At 69.5% G+C, this 17,428-nt stretch carries 14 protein-coding genes; 4 read left to right on the forward strand and 10 right to left on the reverse strand.

Annotated elements, in window-relative coordinates:
• Positions 1-77 precede the first annotated feature (77 nt).
• The 3 genes from KF910_RS03010 to KF910_RS03020 are packed head-to-tail and all read left to right on the forward strand — an operon-like array spanning position 78 to position 2,766.
• Complete coding sequence (locus tag KF910_RS03010; RefSeq protein ID WP_292258731.1) at positions 78-1,442, forward strand: MFS transporter; 1,365 nt, start codon at positions 78-80, stop codon at positions 1,440-1,442.
• Positions 1,439-2,224, forward strand: coding sequence for a nucleoside triphosphate pyrophosphohydrolase (mazG, locus tag KF910_RS03015; protein WP_292258732.1), 786 nt, complete (start codon positions 1,439-1,441; stop codon positions 2,222-2,224). The genes KF910_RS03010 and mazG overlap by 4 nt, the downstream gene beginning before the upstream one ends.
• A complete protein-coding gene (locus KF910_RS03020) occupies positions 2,221-2,766 on the forward strand; it encodes a DUF1643 domain-containing protein (protein WP_292258733.1) in 546 nt (181 codons plus the stop codon). Before mazG ends, KF910_RS03020 begins: the two co-directional genes overlap by 4 nt.
• Positions 2,767-2,868: 102 nt before the next feature.
• On the opposite strand, the gene KF910_RS03025 is transcribed toward KF910_RS03020, so the two are convergent.
• From KF910_RS03025 to KF910_RS03065, 9 genes are all read right to left on the reverse strand, one after another.
• On the reverse strand, positions 2,869-3,489 hold the full coding sequence (locus KF910_RS03025) for a hypothetical protein (protein WP_292258734.1): 621 nt from the start codon (positions 3,487-3,489) through the stop codon (positions 2,869-2,871).
• 1,028 nt (positions 3,490-4,517) lie between these two features.
• A complete protein-coding gene (locus KF910_RS03030) occupies positions 4,518-6,143 on the reverse strand; it encodes a Na+/H+ antiporter (RefSeq protein ID WP_292258735.1) in 1,626 nt (541 codons plus the stop codon).
• On the reverse strand, positions 6,134-7,459 hold the full coding sequence (hflX, locus tag KF910_RS03035) for a GTPase HflX (RefSeq protein ID WP_292258736.1): 1,326 nt from the start codon (positions 7,457-7,459) through the stop codon (positions 6,134-6,136). Before hflX ends, KF910_RS03030 begins: the two co-directional genes overlap by 10 nt.
• On the reverse strand, positions 7,460-7,705 hold the full coding sequence (gene hfq / locus KF910_RS03040; RefSeq protein WP_292258737.1) for an RNA chaperone Hfq: 246 nt from the start codon (positions 7,703-7,705) through the stop codon (positions 7,460-7,462).
• An 89-nt stretch (positions 7,706-7,794) separates the two neighbouring features.
• The gene (locus tag KF910_RS03045) at positions 7,795-8,658 is read right to left on the reverse strand and encodes a D-amino-acid transaminase (protein ID WP_292258738.1); all 864 of its coding nucleotides are present in this window, start codon (positions 8,656-8,658) and stop codon (positions 7,795-7,797) included.
• Positions 8,658-10,061 carry a sigma-54-dependent transcriptional regulator gene (locus KF910_RS03050; protein ID WP_292258739.1) on the reverse strand — a complete coding sequence of 468 codons (1,404 nt, stop codon included), beginning with the start codon at positions 10,059-10,061 and terminating at the stop codon, positions 8,658-8,660. The genes KF910_RS03045 and KF910_RS03050 overlap by 1 nt, the downstream gene beginning before the upstream one ends.
• A gap of 12 nt (positions 10,062-10,073) precedes the next feature.
• The gene (locus KF910_RS03055; protein WP_292258740.1) at positions 10,074-12,335 is read right to left on the reverse strand and encodes a sensor histidine kinase NtrY-like; all 2,262 of its coding nucleotides are present in this window, start codon (positions 12,333-12,335) and stop codon (positions 10,074-10,076) included.
• Positions 12,332-13,387 carry a tRNA dihydrouridine synthase DusB gene (gene dusB, locus KF910_RS03060; RefSeq protein ID WP_292258741.1) on the reverse strand — a complete coding sequence of 352 codons (1,056 nt, stop codon included), beginning with the start codon at positions 13,385-13,387 and terminating at the stop codon, positions 12,332-12,334. Before dusB ends, KF910_RS03055 begins: the two co-directional genes overlap by 4 nt.
• A gap of 40 nt (positions 13,388-13,427) precedes the next feature.
• A complete protein-coding gene (locus KF910_RS03065) occupies positions 13,428-13,847 on the reverse strand; it encodes an MAPEG family protein (RefSeq protein ID WP_292258742.1) in 420 nt (139 codons plus the stop codon).
• A gap of 101 nt (positions 13,848-13,948) precedes the next feature.
• Here KF910_RS03065 and KF910_RS03070 point away from each other — a divergent pair, with 101 nt between their 5' ends.
• On the forward strand, positions 13,949-15,091 hold the full coding sequence (locus tag KF910_RS03070; protein ID WP_292258743.1) for a bifunctional 2-C-methyl-D-erythritol 4-phosphate cytidylyltransferase/2-C-methyl-D-erythritol 2,4-cyclodiphosphate synthase: 1,143 nt from the start codon (positions 13,949-13,951) through the stop codon (positions 15,089-15,091).
• Positions 15,092-15,097: 6 nt separating this feature from the next.
• Here the strand turns inward: KF910_RS03070 and KF910_RS03075 are convergent, their stop codons facing one another.
• Complete coding sequence (locus KF910_RS03075; protein WP_292258744.1) at positions 15,098-17,371, reverse strand: spermidine synthase; 2,274 nt, start codon at positions 17,369-17,371, stop codon at positions 15,098-15,100.
• Positions 17,372-17,428: the final 57 nt, after the last annotated feature.

A 17,428-nucleotide genomic window follows, 5' to 3' on the forward strand; every position in this document is an offset into this window, starting at 1 on the left:
AAGGCTGCATCGCCTGACGATTGCTGGCAGGGTGGCCGGGCCGCCCGACTCGCAGGCGGCGTCCGCTGGATCGCCGGATGACCGACGCCGCCCCGCCCGCCCCCGTGTCTCAGCGCCGCAGCAACCGCACCCTGGCCGCCTTCGCCGCCAGCTGCCTGCCCTACGCCGCCCTGGGCCTGCCGGTCTATGTGACCCTGCCCGAGTTCTACGCCAGTCATGTGGGCGTGCCCCTGGCGGCGGTCAGCCTGATCTTCCTGATCGTGCGGCTGGCGGACATCGTGGTCGATCCGGTGCTGGGCGTGGTCATCGACCGCACCTCGACCAAGTGGGGCCGCTACCGAGTCTGGATGGCCATCGGCGCGCCGATCCTGATGCTGTCGGTGGCCATGCTGTTCTTCGTGGCCCAGGGCGCGTCGGCGACCCATCTCGCGGTGTGGCTGGTGGTCATGTATCTGGGCTATTCCATCAGCCTGCTGAGCCAGATGAGCTGGGCCGCCGTGCTGTCGCCCGACTATGACCAGCGGTCGCGCATCTATGGCTGGTGGCAGGTGTTCAACATCCTGGGCGTGCTGGCGGTTCTGCTGATCCCGGTGGCGGCGCAAGGCCTGGGCCATAGCTATGTCGAGGCGGTGCGGATGCAGGGCGGCTTCATCGTCGTGCTGCTGCCGCTGGCGCTGCTGGTCACCTTCCTGTTCACGCCCGAGCCGAGGAACGTCACGCCGCCCCCGCACGGCGGACTGGGCGCGACGCTGCGGATGATCGCCAAGCCGGTTCTGAGGCGCCTCTTGATCTCGGACCTGATGCTGGGCGCGGCGCGGGGCCTGATCGGGGTGCTGTTCTTCTACTTCTTCGAGCAGGCGCGCGGCTTCGAGCGCGAGCAGACCTCCATCCTGTTGCTGGTCTATTTCGTGGCCGGCCTGGTGGGCGCGCCGGTGTGGGCGGCGCTGGCGACACGGATCGGCAAGCACAGGGCGCTGGCGGTCGGCAGCGTCTACTTCGCGGTCAGCTTCGCGGCGGCGACCCTGCTGGTCCCGGCGGGGAACTTCCCGGCCGCCCTGGCCGCCATCTTCGGCACGGGCCTGGCCTTCGGGGCGGCGGACCTGCTGCTGCGGGCCATGATGGCCGACGCCTCGGACGCGGTGCGGCTGGACGACGGGGCGGACCGGACGGGGCTGTTGTTCTCGATCCTGAACGCCACGTCGAAGATGGGATACGCCCTGTCGGTCGGCGCCTTCGCGGTGCTGGAATGGATCGGCTTCGACGCCCAGCCGGGGGCGGTCAACGACCCCGGCGTGATCGCCGGCCTGCAGTGGCTGTTCATCGCCGCCCCGGTGACCCTGTTGCTGATCTCGGCCGCCGTGCTGCGTATCTATCCGCTGACGCCGGATCGTCATGCCGAGATCCGCGCCCGCCTGGCCGCCCGCGACGGCGAGGCGGCATGACCCCCATCGACCGGCTGAAGGCCATCATGGCGCGGCTGCGCGACCCGGACGGCGGTTGTCCCTGGGACGTGGAGCAGACCTTCGCCACCATCGCCCCCTATACGATCGAGGAGGCCTATGAGGTCGCCGACGCCATCGAGCGGCGCGACTGGGACGAGCTGAGGTCCGAGCTGGGGGACCTGCTGTTCCAGGTCGTCTTCCACGCCCGCATGGCCGAGGAACGAGGGCTGTTCGCCTTCGACGACGTGGCGAACGCCATCGCCGACAAGCTGGAGCGGCGTCATCCGCACGTGTTCGGCGCCGAGGACGCCCGGCCCGACGCCTGGTCCCAGAAGGCCCGGTGGGAGGACATCAAGGCCGAGGAGCGCAAGGCGCGGGCGCAGCACGGGGTTCTGGACGACGTGCCGGTGGCCCTGCCCGCCCTGGCCCGCGCGGCCAAGCTGACCAAGCGGGCCGGACGGGTCGGCTTCGACTGGCCCTCGACCGACGAGGTGTTCGACAAGCTGGCCGAGGAGGTCGCCGAACTGAAGGCCGAGATCGCGGCGGGCGACCTGGACAAGGCGCGCGAGGAGATGGGCGATCTGCTGTTCGTCGTCGCCAACCTGGCGCGCAAGCTGAACGTCGAGCCGGAGGACGCCCTGCGCGGGGCCAACGCCAAGTTCGTGCGCCGCTTCGCCTTCATCGAGGCGGAACTGGCCAAGGACGGGCGGACGCCGGACCAGTCGGACCTGGCCGAGATGGACGCCCTGTGGGACGCGGCCAAGGCGGCGGAACGGGCATGACCTCCGGGGCGCATGATCCCGGCGGCAAGGTGCGGCTGGCGCTGATGGACGGCGTCCGGGGCGATGCCGTGTTCAGCGAGGACGGCCGCTATCGCCCCTTGATGCGGCGTTGGCTGGGGGACGCCTTCCCCGACCGCTACCTGCTGTTCATCGGCATGAACCCCTCGACGGCCGACGCCACGGTCAACGACCCGACCTGTGCGCGTGAATGGACCTTCGCCCGGCGCGAGGAGTTCGACGCCATGGTCAAGGCCAATGTCGGCGACTATCGCGCCACCGACCCCAGGATGCTGCTGGCGCCCGGCGTGGTCGCCTCGTCGCCCGCCAACCTGCCGGCGATCCGACGGGCGGCGGCGGGGGCGGAGAAGGTGATCCTGTGCCACGGCAGGCTGAACCGCGCCCTGGCCCCGGCGGGAGCGGCGATGGTGGAGGCGCTGAGCGCGGACGGCGTGGACCTGTGGTGCTTCGGGACCAATGGCGACGGGAGCCCGAAGCATCCGCTGTATCTGCGTGGGGATACGCCGTTGGTGCGGTGGCCCTGATCCCTCTCCCGTGGGGAGAGGGCTTGAGGCTCGCAGAGCGCAGCGATGCGCCAGCCGAAAGGGTGAGGGGTTTGGCTCTCACCCGGCCAGCACCGTAACCCCTCACCCTTTCACGCCGCCAATCGCCCTGACGGGCTCTTGGGCGTTCAAGCCCTCTCCCAACGGGAGAGGGGATTCGAGCGGGGGATCGGACTCCGGAAAAACAGGGTGCAAGGAGTCCAGTGGCGGAGATTCCGCATCAGGATTTTCCGTCAGATTATTAAAATCATTGATGTTCGCATCCTCGACCGCCACCAGCCTCAGCGGCTCGGCTCCGGACTCCAGCCGGGGCGGGGCGGCGTCGGGCAGGTCGGCCATGACCTGGGATCGGGCGCGGTCGGCGAGCTTGTCGTAGAGGCGCATCCAGCTGGACGCCTCGGCCGCGCGGCCCGTGCCCAGGGCGCGGCGGATGTTCAGGAAGGCCTGATCGGCCAGGTCGGCGAAGCTGACATCGTCGTCGGGGTGGTATTCGCCGGGCTCGGGCGCGACATCACAGGCCGGCTGGTCCATCCGCCGCCAGCCGCCGACCCGCGCATGCAGCCGGAACGAACTGAGCGACATGCCATACCTCTGGCAGATGCTGGCCGCCGTCATCCCCGCCAGATATTCGCGCCGTGCGTGGTCCCAGAGGGTGTCCGACGGACCGGCGAAGTCGGCGGGGTCGATTTGGGTGCTGGAAGGCATGCCGGGCGCTTAGCACGCGGGTGCGTCAGGAGCGGACGGGGGTGGAGGAGAACAAGCCGACGCCCGAGCAATTCAACCTGTCTAAGATGCGCTAGTAAGACAAGCCGCCTTCAAGGTGACTACACGTCAGAATCGCGCTGACTTGCGACCTTCTTCAACTTGGAAGCGTGTCGTGAAACTCAACATATCAAAAGCGCCCTTGGGCCTGGGCGCCGTCAGCGTTCTTTCGCTGCTCGTGGCTGTGTTTTTCGACACGGCTCCGGAAGGCACTCACAACATCGGTCTGATGCAGACACAGATGCTATGGTTTCAGTTCGGCGCATTGTGTGCAATTTTGGCCTGCCTCCTGTTAATCGCTCAGCGCCTTGACCGACCTAATCATGCGTCCAGCGTTAAGGACATAAGGTGACAAGTCCTCGGGTTGCATTGGTTTTTTGCCGTCGCATTGGTCAGTTTGGGATATCAGGGCCCATCCGACGGCGAGTTTGAGGCCGCGATCCAAGGGGCCATTGAAATGGCGCAGAGCCCAGAGCGGATCGATATCGAAGTATTCTCAGCAACAAGGATGAGTTGTCAGCCGCCGAGAAGCGTCGTTTTGTCACGATCCATGAACGTGCGGCGAAGGCGGCAAGGAACAGACAGGCGATTGAAGCAGAAGGACGCGCGAAAGGTTATCTCTGATGTTTAGAAACGCTAGTTGAGCCATACCCAACGTGGCCGAGACGTCTGAGACCGCCTCCTCTTTCGTCATTCCGGGCGAAGGCTCGCTCGCGAGCCGCAGACCCGGAACCCAGCGGCGCGCGTGAGCGCGAAACGGTCAGGAGCGCGGTGGTCAACGCTTTTACCCGGAATGGCGCCGTCCGCCTTTCGCCGCCGTCGCGGCGCCGCTGGGTTCCGGGTCTTCGCTACGCTTCGCCCGGAATGACGAAAGGAAGAGTGCTCACCCTGCCTCGAAACGCCGCTTGAACCGCCCCAGCGCCGCCGGGTGCGGCCGCACGGTGATGTGGAACCGGCCCTGGCCGTTCATGTCAGGCGTAGCGGATTTCCTGAAGGTCGATCTCGCGGATCAGCCTGCGCGCCGTTTCCTCGTCGATGACGCGACGGCGGCTGAGACGGACCAGTTCCTCCCGCTCGGCCGCCAGGCCCGCCAGACGCAGGCGCCGTTCGACATCGTCGGCCTTGCGCGCCTTCTGAACCGCCTCGGCCTCGGTCTCGGAGCGGGTCTCGATGCGGTGACGATAGACCTCCATGATGCGGGCCGCCGTGTCGGCGTAGAGGTCGGGATCGGCCTTGCCTTCGGCCATGGCGTGCTGGGCGTCCTCTATGGCCCGGATGGCGGCCCAGGCGGCGGCGACGCGGGACCGGTCCTCTTCGGCCAACCGCCCCGTCTCGGGCGGCAGCTGGACGTTCTTCAGCAGGCGCGGCAGGGCGACGGAGGCGACCACCAGCGACACGACGATGACTCCCGCGGCCAGGAAGATGGCCAGGTTCCGCGCCGGCATCGGCGTGCCGTCGCCCAGCACGAACGGCAGGGTCAGGATGCCGGCCAGGGTGATGGCCCCGCGCACCCCGGCCAGGGACATGACGGTCACCAGTCGCAGATCGACCTTGGGCGTGCTGCGCCCGCGACGACGGAACAGGGTCAGCTTCAGCGAGGTCCACACCCAGATGAAACGCAGCACCGCCAGGGCCGCCACGATGGCCAGGACATAGATGGCCAGCCACCAGACATCGCGGTGCTGGGTCGTCTGGATCACCTCGGCGGCGCGCGCCAGGATCGAGGGCATCTGTTCGCCCAGGATGACGAAGATCAGGCCGTTGGCCACGAACTGCACCGTGTCCCAGACCACGGCCCGGCGGATGCGGGTGGCGGCCAGGGCCGAGCCCTTGCGCTCGGTGAAGCTCATGGCCACCCCGGCGGCGACGGCGGCCAATATGCCCGAGGCGTGGATGGCTTCGGCGGCCAGATAGGCGGCGAAGGGCATCAGCAGGCTGATCAGGATCTGGCCCCCGACGTCCTCGCCCCAGCGGCGGCTGACCAGCCCCTTGACCAGGCTGATGGCCATGGTCATGGCCACGCCCGCGGCGACGCCGCCGACGGCCAGCCAGGCGAAGGTTCCCACCGCGTTCGTCAGTGAAAACGCACCCGTCGTCGCCGCGATCACCGCGATGCGCATGCAGGTCAGGCCCGTGGCGTCGTTCAGGAGGGACTCGCCTTCCAATATGTGCATCAGCCGCTTGGGGATCGGCGCGCGCGAGGCGATGGCCGAGACGGCGATGGGATCGGTCGGCGACAGGATGGCGGCCAGGGCGAAGGCCACCGCCAGAGGCATGGCCGGGATCATCCAGTGGATCAGGAAGCCCAGGCCCACCACGGTGAAGACCACCAGGCCCAGGGCCAGTTCCAGGATGACGACGCGGTCACGCAAGACGTCTTCCTTCGGAATCCGCCATCCATCCACGAACAGCAGCGGCGGCAGGAACAGCAGGAAGAAGATCTCCGGGTTCAGATCGACCGATTCCCCGGTGATCAGGACCACCCCCGCCCCCAGGCCGATCTGGATCAGAGGCAGGGGGACGCGGGTGATGCGCGCGACCCAGCCCGAGAGGACCACGGCCACCAGCAGCAGCAGAACGGTCTCGATCAGATGCATGGGCGCGCCGGGATGTCGGGATACAGACGCTCGAACCGACCCAGGGCGGCGGGATGCAGGCGCACCGTCAGCCGCAGGTCGCCATCCGGCGCCGTTTCGCGCGCCGTGACGCGGCCGTTCTCATAAAGCCAGGCGGCCACCTCGCCGCGATGGGGGGGAACGGTGAGCAGGGTTTCCGGTTCGTCGTCGATCAGGGTGGTGATGGCGTGGCGAAGGGCGTCGATCCCCTGCCCCGTCCAGGCCGAGATGGCGACGGCGCGGCCGGTTTGCACCAGGCGGTCGGCGGCGCCGACGATCTCGGCCCTGGCGTCGTCGTCCAGCAGGTCGATCTTGTTCCAGACCTCCAGCACCCGGCGGGGCTTGCCCTCTATCGCCGGGATCTGTTTCAGCACCGCTTCGACGTCGCGGGCCTGGGCGGCCGTATCGGGTGAGGCGATGTCGCGCACGTGCAGGATCAGGTCCGCCTCGCCCACCTCTTCCAGGGTGGCGCGGAAGCTTTCGACCAGTTCGTGCGGCAGGTCGGAGATGAAGCCGACGGTGTCGGCGACGATGGCGGGGCGGCCCTGGGGCAGGCGGATGGTGCGCTGGGTCGTGTCCAGGGTGGCGAACAGCAGGTCCTTGGCCAGGACTTCGGAGCCGGTCAGCCGGTTGAACAGGGTCGATTTGCCGGCGTTGGTGTAGCCGACCAGGGCCACGGTCGGGAACGGAACCTTTTGCCGCTGTTTGCGGTGCAGGCCGCGGGTGCGGCGCACGTCCTCCAGCTCGGTCTTCAGTTTGACGATGCGGTCGGCGATCAGGCGGCGGTCGATCTCGATCTGGGTCTCGCCAGGGCCGCCGGTGGCGCCTGTGCCGCCGCGCTGACGCTCCAGGTGGGTCCAGGTGCGGACCAGGCGGGAGCGTTCGTATTCCAGCCGCGCCAGCTCGACCTGAAGCCGGCCTTCCCTGGTGCGGGCGCGGCGGCCGAAGATTTCGAGGATCAGGCCCGTGCGGTCGATGACCTTGGCGTCCCAGGCGTTCTCCAGATTGCGCTGCTGGACCGGGGTCAGCTGGTCATCGACGACCACGGCCTCGGCCTCGGCCGCGCGGACCAGGGCGGCCAATTCCTCGACCTTGCCGGCGCCGAAAAGGGTGGCGGGCGCGGGCTTGCGGATGCGAACGATCTCTTCGGCGCGCACGTCCAGATCGAGGGCGCGGGCCAGGCCCACCGCCTCTTCCAGTCGCTCGTGCGCCAGGCGATCGCTTTCGCTGCGCCCGTCCGGATGGACGACGATGGCGCGGATCAGCGGGACGGCGTGGTCGATGCTTTTTTGGGTCAATCAGTCTTCTTCGGCGTCGGGTTCGTACAGCTGAACCGGCGCGGACGGCATGATGGTCGAGATGGCGTGCTTGTAGACCAGCTGGGACTGGCCGTCGCGGCGCAGCAGGACACAGAAGTTGTCGAACCAGGTGACGATGCCCTGCAACTTGACCCCGTTCACGAGGAAGATGGTCAGCGGCGTCTTGGTCTTGCGGACGCTGTTCAGGAAGGCGTCCTGGAGGTTCTGGCGTTTGTCTTGCGACATGGCGGGTTGGCCCCTGTTCTTGATTGTTCGCGCCGGAGGAGGCGGCGCGAGCGCCAGATTAGACGCCCGCCCCTTGCGCCCGCAATGCGCTAAATGGCGTCGCGTTCGGCGGCTTCAAGATAGAGCGCCCTCAGACGGGTGGCGATCGGGCCCGGCTTGCCGTTGCCGATCTTCACGCCGTCGATCGACACCGCCGGCATCACGAAGCCCGTGGCCGAGGTGTAGAAGGCTTCGCGCGCGCGCTTGGCCTCGTCCACGCTGAAGGCGCGCTCCTCAAGCTCCAGTCCCTCTTCGGCGATCAGGGCCATGACGGCGGCCCGTGTGATGCCGCGCAGGATGTTGGACTGGGCGTCGCGGGTGCGCAGCTTGCCCTCCTCGTCCACGATCCAGGCGTTGGTCGAAGAGCCTTCGGTGACCAGCCCCATGTCGTCGACCATCCAGGCCTCGGCCGCGCCCCGCTCTTTGGCCGCCTGTTTGGCCAGGACATTGGGCAGCAGGCCGACCGTCTTGATGTCGCACCGGCCCCAGCGGATGTCGGGCTGGGTGATGACCGCCACCCCCTTGGCCGCCAGGGCGTTCCCCTTGGACAGCGGCAGCGACTTGGCGGTGATAACGACGCTAGGCGGGGTGCCCTCGGCCGGGAAAGGATGGTCGCGGCGGGCCGTGCCGCGCGTGACCTGGATATAGACCAGGCCTTCGACAATGCGGTTGCGGCGCACCGTCTCCTTCAGCACCATCTCCAGCGCCTGGCGGGTCATCGGGTGGTCGATGCGCAGTTCGTCCAGGCTGCGCCACAGCCGGGTCAGGTGGCCATCGAAGTCGGCCAGCCGGCCGTCGAAGACCGACCAGACCTCATAGACGCCGTCGGCGAACTGGAAGCCCCGATCCTCGACATGGACCACGGCCTGACCGTGCGGAAGATACTGGCCGTTGACGTAGGCGATGCGCGACATCAGCCCAGGTCCTCGTCATCGCCGCCGCGCGCGGGCGAGACGCCCAGGGACTTCAGTTTCCTGTGCAGGGCGGATCGCTCCATGCCGATGAAGGCGGCGGTGCGGCTGATGTTGCCGCCGAAGCGCATGATCTGGGCGGCCAGATACTCCCGCTCGAACACCTCGCGCGCCTCGCGCAGCGGCAGGGCGATGGTGCGTTCGGCGCCCAAGCCGCCGCCCGAGCCGCCGCTGGCCACCTCCTGGGGCAGCATGTCGGCGGTGATCGGCTCGTCCGGGTCGCCGGTGGCCAGGATCAGCAGCCGTTCCACATTGTTGCGCAGCTGGCGCACGTTGCCCGGCCAGGGATGGACCTGGAGCACGGCGATGGCGTCTTCGCCCATGCGACGGCGCGGCAGGCCCTGGGAGGCGGCCAGGCTGTCGATGAAATGCTCGATCAGTTCGACGATGTCCTCGCGCCGTTCGGCCAGGGGCGGGACGCGGATCGGCACGACGTTCAGCCGGTGGAACAGATCCTCGCGGAATCGGCCGTCGGCGATCTCCTGCTTCAGGTCGCGCGAGGTGGAGGTGATGACCCGCACATCGACCTGGACATCCTGTTCGCCGCCGACCCGGCGAAAGCGCTGTTCGACCAGGACGCGCAGGATGCGGCTCTGGCTCTCGCGCGGCATGTCGGCGACGTCGTCCAGATAGAGGGTGCCGTTGTGGGCGCGTTCGAAGACGCCGATCTTGGACGGACGGCCGTCGGCGCCCTCCTCGCCGAACAGTTCGACGTCCAGCCGTTCAGGCGTCATGCCGGCGGCCGAGATGGCCACGAACTCGCCGCGGGCGCGGGGGCTGTTCTCGTGGATCTGGCGCGCGACAAGCTCCTTGCCCGAGCCGGGCGGGCCGGAGATCAGGACCCGGCTGTTCGCCGGCGCCACCTTGGCGATGGTGTTGCGCAGGGTCTGGGCCGCCGCCGAACGGCCGATCAGACCGGCCGGGGCGCCCGCCTGGGCGCGCAGGCGGCGGTTCTCCCGCTTCAGCGAGGCGGCTTCCAGCGCCCGTTCGACCACCACCACCAGCCGGTCGGACTTGAACGGCTTTTCGATGAAGTCATAGGCGCCGCGTTTCAGGGCGCTGACCGCTGTCTCGATGTTGCCGTGGCCCGAGATCATCACGACCGGCAGGTCCGCATCGATCTCCCGGATGACGTCCAGCAGTTCCAGCCCATCCAGCCCGCCGCCCTGCATCCAGATGTCCAGGATGGCCAGGGAGGGCTTGCGCGCGCCAATGGCGGCCAGGGCCTCGCCCGAGTTCGAGGCGGTGCGGACGGCGTGGCCTTCATCTTCCAGCAGGCCGGAGACGAGGTCGCGGATGTCCGCTTCGTCGTCCACGACCAGGATGTCGGCTCCATTGGATCGCATGGCTATCGCTCGCTATTCGGCCGCGACCGCGCCGCCGGAACTGGGGGCGCGGCCGGCCTTGCCGGTCGGTTGCAGGGGAAAGGTCAGGGAGACGCAGGCGCCGCTCAGGGCCTGGGCGTCGCCCAGCCGCATCTCGCCGCCGTGGTCCTCGCAGATGCGCTTGACGATGGCCAGGCCCAGGCCGGTGCCCTTTTCTCGCGTCGTCACATAGGGTTCGGCCAGACGGTCCCGATCCTTGGCGGGCAGTCCGACGCCGTCGTCCTCGATCATGAAGACGGCCTGGCCGTCGGCCACGTCCAGCCGCGCGATCATGCCCGGACGGGCGCTGTGGAAATTCATGCCTTCGACGGCCCGGCGGGCCGAGACCGCCTCGCCCGCGTTCTTCAGGATATTGGTCAGGGCCTGGCCCACCATCCGGCCGTCGCAGCGCAGGGTGGCGGCCGGCAGGGGTTCGGCGATCTCGACCAGGATCTCGGGCGCCGCCACGCGCTGGGCGAAGACAGCCTGGCGCAGAATCTCGGCCGGGTCCTCATCGGCGAAACGCGGGGCGGGCATGCGGGCGAAGGCCGAGAATTCGTCGACCATGCGGCCGATGTCGCCGACCTGGCGGATGATGGTCTCGGTGCAGCGGTCGAAGGTTTCGACGTCGTCGGCGACCCGGGCCCGATATTTGCGCCGCAGCCGTTCGGCCGACAGCTGGATCGGCGTCAGCGGATTCTTGATCTCGTGCGCGATCCGCCGGGCCACGTCGCGCCAGGCGGCGTTGCGCTGGGCCGTCACCAGCCGGGTGATGTCGTCGAAGGTCAGGACCATCTCGCCGCCCAGGCCGCCCTCGATCCGGACGCGCAGGCGGCGTGTCTCCCCGCCCCGGCTGACGTCGATGTCTTCTTCGATATGGGCCTCGGCGCGGCCGACCAGGTCGCCGAGTTCGGGCGAGACCTTGGCCAGGGACTTGCCGTGAACCTCGGCCTCGGCGATGGCCAGAAGCTCGCGCGCGCTGTCGTTGATGGCCGAGATGCGGCCGCGCCGATCCAGGCCGATGACGCCGGCGCTGACCCCGGAAAGCACGGTTTCGATGAAGCGGCTTCGGCCCTGGGCGTCTTCGCTGGCGGCGCGCAAGGCTTCCTGCTGAGCCTGAAGATCGCCTGTCATTCTATTGAAAGCGTTGGACAGAACGGCGATTTCGCCCGGATCCTGGCTGGCGTCGACACGGGCGGTCAGGTCGCCCCCAGCCACCTGGTCCGCCGCCTTCACCAGCCGGGCGATGGGGGCCGCGATGGCGCCGGCGGCCGACAGGCCCAGCCAGACGGCGCCGACCAGGACCAGAAGGACGGTCTCCAGATAGCTGAGGGCGAAGGCCGCCTGGATGCGGGCGCGGCTTTCCTCGGCCTCGCGGTAGGCCTGGATCGACTGGTCGGACGCCCGCATCCGCGCGATCAGGCCGGGCTGCAGCGGCCGCACAACATACAGATAGGCGTCGCCATAGGCCGGCAGGGCCAGCAGCGACCGCACCACGTCCGGACCCTCGGTCACCGCCTGGGGCGGGGCGCCGCCGTCGGCCGCGGCTTCCAGCGCCTGATGCGGCGGCGCGCGATAGGGCGGCGCTTCCGGAGATTCGCCGCGCGCCAGGACCTGTCCCTGGCCGTCGATGATGTAGATGGCCGGATAGCCGAAGATCTCGGCCGCCTGCATCAGGGCGTCGGAGAACTGGATGCGGTTGTCGAACAAAGGCCGTGCCGCCGTCAGCTGGTCGGCGATGGTCTCCAGGTCCGCGTCCATGGTGCGAGACACGTCGGAAATGTAGGCCCGGCCGATCACGGCCCCATTGTTGACCGCCGCCTGGACGTTCTGGCTGAACCACTGGTCGACGCCGCGGTTGACCAGGACGCCGAAGACCAGGGCGATCAGGATGGCGGGCGCCAGGGCCACCGCCGAGAACAGGGTCACGAAACGCAGATGCAGACGGGCGCCGGCGTCGGCGCGGTCGCGCACCAGGTTGCGGATCTGGCGCGCCGCGACCAGGGCCAGTCCGGCGATGACCACCAGATTGGCCAGCAGGATGTAGAGAACCGCCCGGCTGGCCTGGGCCCGGGCGCCGCTGGCGGTATCGCCCGGCGCGACGGCCACCAGCCAGATGGCCAGGCCCGTGATCAGCAGGGCGGCGACATAGGCGACGCCGAAGGCCAGTCGGGTGCGATCGCCGGTCAGCCTGGCCCAGGCCGAGGGCGAACGGCCCCTGGCGTCTTCCATGGCGGAGGCGGGCGTGGCGGTCATGCCATGGCAGCTTCCACCGGCTGTGGCGGAAAATCAACAGGACAGTGGCTATCCGGCGTCACCTCGCCGCACCACAGGGCGGACAGGGCCTGTTCGACGGCCTCGGGCGTCTCCAGACGACACAGGCGCGCCTTGGCCGCCCGGCGCTCGGCCGCGTCCGCCGGCCAGGGGGCCTGCTCGACATACCAGCCCAGGTGTTTGCGGAACATCTTCAGGCCCAGGGGAAGGCCGTAGAAGGCCACCGAGGCGCGCAGGTGGTCGATGACGATGGCCAGGCGCGCCTGCGGTCCCGGCTCCTGCAGCACCGTCCCGTCGGCCAGGGCCTGTTCCAGATAGGCCGGCAGCCAGGGCCGGCCATAGACCCCGCGCCCCAGCATCAAGGCGTCCGCGCCCGAGGCCGTCAGGGCCTCCCGGGCGTCTTCGGCCGTGACGATGTCGCCGTTGACGATGACGGGGATCGCGACCGCCGCCTTGACCTGTGCGACCGCCCGCCAGTCCGACGTCCCGGTATAGAATTGCTGGCGCGTGCGGCCGTGGACGGTGACGGCGGCGACACCGGCCGCCTCGGCCCGGCGGGCGATGTCGGCGGCGTTGCGGCTGTGGTCGTCCCAGCCTAGCCGCATCTTGACGGTCACCGGGCGCGAGACGGCGCCCACGACCGCCTCGACGATCCGCAGCGCCTGGTCCGGCGTCCGCATCAGGGCCGAGCCGCAGGCGGCGCCGGTTACTTCCTTGGCCGGACAGCCGAAATTCAGGTCGATGATGTCGGCGCCCGCCCGCTGGGCCATAAGGGCGCCCTCGGCCATCTTGTCGGGGTCGCCTCCGACCAGCTGGATGACGGTCAGGGGTAGCCCCTGCCCCACCGCGGCGCGGCGCACCACGTCGGGCCGTCCGCGCGCCAGCTCGGCCGAGGCCACCATCTCGGTCGCCACATAGGGCGCGCCCAGCCGCGACGCCAACAGCCGGAACGGCAGGTCGGTGATCCCGGTCATGGGGGCGGTCAGCACCCGGCCGGGCACCGTCACGTCGCCGATCTGGAGGCTGCGGCTCATCCGCCGCCAGATAGGGCGCCGGACGCGCCGGGTCCACGCCTCAGAAGACGGCCAGGGCCGTCCGCACCGCCAAGACCAGCAGGACCAGGCTGGCCGCCGAGAACACCAGGAAGCGCAGCCGGATGACGTTGACCGTCGCCTGAACCAGGCTGTGAACCACCCGCAGCGCGACATAGGCCCAGGCCAGCCAGACGGCGGCCGGATCGGCCACGCCCGCCACGGCCGCGCTCAGGGCCGTGGCGTAGAAGATCGTCGGCTGCTCCATCAGGTGGTTGTAGTTGTCGGCCTTCCATCGCACCTGGGGCGGAAGCGGCGCCAGCAACTGATCGCGCGGCAGGGTCGGGTCCAGCCGCACCCGGGCCCGCGCCATGGCCGGCAGCCGGGTGGCGTAGAGCCACAACCACATCACCATTGACCACAGGACCAGGGCCATCACGGGCGCAAGAATGGATGGGGTCATCGGCTGTCCTCCCTTTCGGCCAGGGTCGCCCGGCGTGCGGGCGGCGTCAACGCGCCCCGCCCGCTCTCGCCAGGGGTGGAAAATGGTCTAGAAGCGCGGCCATGAGGTTCTCATCGGTCATTGTCGCCGCCGGGTCGGGACGGCGCGCGGGCGGCGCCAAACAGTGGCGCGCCCTGGGCGGCCGCGCGGTGGTGCGGTGGTCGGTCGAGGCCCTGCTGAAGGCCGGGGCCGAAGAGGCGGTGGTGGTCATTCCCGCCGGCGCCGAGGGCGAGCTGGGCCAGGCCTTGGCTGGGCTGACCGGCTGGCGCGCGGTGACCGGCGGCGCGACGCGGGCGGATTCGGTGCGGGCGGGGCTGGCGGCCCTGACCTGCGCGGCCGACCAGCAGGTGCTGGTCCATGACGCGGCCCGGCCGCTGTTGAGCCGGGGGGTGATCGAACGGCTGCTGGCGGCCCTGGAGACCGCGGACGGCGCCCTGCCCGGCCTTGAGGCGGCCGACAGCCTGCGTCGCGTCGATCAGGGAATGGTGGGCGACAGCGTGCCGCGTGACGGCCTGGTCCGGGCCCAGACTCCCCAGGCCTTTCGCCGCGGGACGGTCGAGGCCGCCCATGCCGCCTGGACGGGGGCCGAGCCGCCGACCGACGAGGCCGAGGCCGTGCGCGCGGCCGGCGGGCGCGTCGCCGTGGTGGCGGGAGACCCGCGCCTGATGAAGCTGACCTATCCCGAGGATTTCGCCATGGCCGAGGCCCTGATCCCCCGCCGCACCCATGTGGGGATGGGATTCGACGCCCACCGCTGGGGGCCCGGCGGGGCGGTGTGGCTGTGCGGGGTGGAGATTCCGCACGACCAGACCCTGATCGGCCATTCCGACGCCGACGCGGGCCTGCACGCCCTGACCGACGCCATACTGGGGGCGCTGGGCGAAGGCGACATCGGCGACCATTTCCCGCCCACCGACCCGCAATGGAAGGGGGCGTCGTCCGACCGCTTCCTGAGCCATGCGGCCGGTCTTGTCGCGGCGCGCGGCGGCGTCATCGTCCATGTGGACGTGACCCTGATCTGCGAACGACCGAAGGTGAAGCCGCACCGCCAGGCCATGCGCGAACGGATCGCCGCCCTGCTGGACATGCCGCTTCAGTCCGTCAGCGTGAAGGCGACGACGACCGAGGCCATGGGCTTCACCGGCCGTGGCGAAGGCCTGGCCGCCCAGGCCGCCGCGACGGTGGAGTTGCCCGTCAAACCATAAATCACGTCACTGGGTGAGGTGGCGCCACAGGGAGCCGATCAGGTTGACGTAGTCGTCGGTCCAGGGCCTGACCTGGGTTTCCTGAAGCTGGTTCCAGCGGCCATCGGCGCGGAAACGGGCCAGGCCCGCCTCGGTCGGAGACAGGATCAGGGCCTCGGTCGAGGCCTCGGCCATTTCCGGCGCGTCCGGGTCCTCGACATAGACCTGATGCAGGGCCGGAACGCCCAGGGCCTGGGCCGCCGCCTGGGCCGGCAGGGTGATCTCCAGATTGCGGTTCGACAGGTGCAGCACCACCACGCCGTCCGGCTTCAGCAGGCTGAGATACAGGCCCACCGCCTCGCGCGTCAGCAGGTGGGTCGGCACGGCGTCGGACGAGAAGGCGTCGATGACCAGAAGGTCGTAGGTCCCCCTCGCCTCCTTGCCCAGGGTCAGGCGGGCGTCGCCCAGGACCGTGCGGATCGGGCCGTCGGCGCAGGTCGAGATGAAGGTGAACCAGCGCGGATCGCGCGACATCCGATCGACCATCGGATCGATCTCGAAGAAGGTCAGGCTGTCGGACGCCCGCTTGTAGGCCGCCAGGGCGCCGGACCCCTGGCCCACCACGCCGATCACGGCGCCGGGCCGGTCGCGCAGGGACAGGGCCGCCTGTCCGAGCGGAGTCGAGGGGGCGTAGTAGAGGGTCGGCTGGCAGGCCCTGGCCGGATCCCGCGCCTGGGCGCCGTGCAGGGTGGTGCCGTGCATCAGGACATGGACCGGCCCGCCCAGCCGCGGGTCGGTCGTCTCGGCCACCTTCATCACACCGAAGAAGCTGCGGTCCGTGAAGCGGGCGTCATAGCCGCGCGCGATGTAGTGGGACGACAGGGCCATGGCCGCCAGGATGATGACGAAGGCCGGGCCGCGATCCCGCAAAAGGAAGGCGCAGATCGCCGACACGCCCAGAATGACGATGGCCAGTTGCTGCATCCCCCAGGGCAGAACCCGGTTGAAGGCCCAGGCCAGGTCCCAGTTGGCCCTGAAGACGGCCGACAGCAGGGGCGGAATGGCGGCGACCAGCAGGGCGGCGACGAACAGGATGATCTCGTTGCGCTGGACCGGCCGGGTCAGGGGCGGCCGGGCCAGGCCGACCAGGACCAGAACCAGAGGATATTCCCACACCATCTTGAAGATCACCGGCGCCAGCAGGGCCGTGAAGGCGCCGCCGATCACCCCGCCCAGGGACATCAGCAGGTAGAACTCCGTCAGCCGGTCCGGCGCCGGTCTCCGCTCGGCCAGCAACTGGTGGCACATCAGGGCGGTGAAGAAGAAGGTCGCCAGGTGGACCGCGAACAGCATGGGCCAGAAGCCGGTGCGGAAGGCCACCAGCATGACACAGGCCGAGGCCAGGGCCGCCTGCAGCAGCAGGGTGGCCCAGATGGGGATGGCCGGCCGCGTCTGGAAGGCGATGACGAAGGTCAGCAGATACAGGGCCAGGGGCGCGACCCAGAGAAACGGCGCCGAGGCCACGTCGGTCGACAGATGGGTCGTGACGCCCAACATCAGGCTGGACGGGGCGGCGGCCAGAAGCACCAGTATGCCCCTGTCGCGCCAGGAAAGGGCCGGACTGGTCGCCAGACGCGGCGGCTCCTGGGCCAGGCCGCGGGTGCGCCAGACCACAAAGGCCAGGCCGGCGACCATCAGGATGAAGACTCCATAGCCGGCGCTCCACCCCGCCCTCTGCCCGCCCAGCGTCGCCAGGGGCTCGATCAGCAGCGGATAGGCCAGCAGGGCCAGGAAGCTGCCCAGGTTGGAGGCGGCGTAGAGGACATAGGGATTGCGTCCCTCGGGCGTGCCGGCGCGGACGCGGGCGAACCAGGCCTGGAGCAGGGGCGCGGTGGCGGACAGGACGGCGAAGGGCGCGCCGACCGACAGGGCCAGGGTCGCCAGCAGCCATCCGATCGGGGCGGCGGGGTCCGGATCGCCGAACAGGCCGCTGACATGCAGCGGCAGGAACAGGGCCGCCGCCGCCAGAAGGGCCAGGTGAACCGCCACCTGAAGACGGATCGAACCGATACGCTGAAGCCCGTGGGCATAGCCATAACCCGCCAGAAGCGCGGCCTGGAAGAAGACCATGGAGGTGTTCCAGACCGAGGGGGAGCCCCCCAACTGAGGCAGGACCAGCTTGGCCACCATCGGCTGGACCGCGAACACCAGGGCGGCCGAGGTGAAGATGGCGACGGCGAAGAGGCCGTAGGTCATTCGCCCTTCGCGGCCGGGCGCGGTCTGGACGGCGGTGTCGGTCATGTGCAAGGCCCATCGACATCGGCGGTCGACAGACGCCCGCCCCTTCGGTCACGCTAG

Source organism: Brevundimonas sp., from assembly GCF_019636155.1.
Classification (GTDB): Bacteria; Pseudomonadota; Alphaproteobacteria; order Caulobacterales; family Caulobacteraceae; genus Brevundimonas.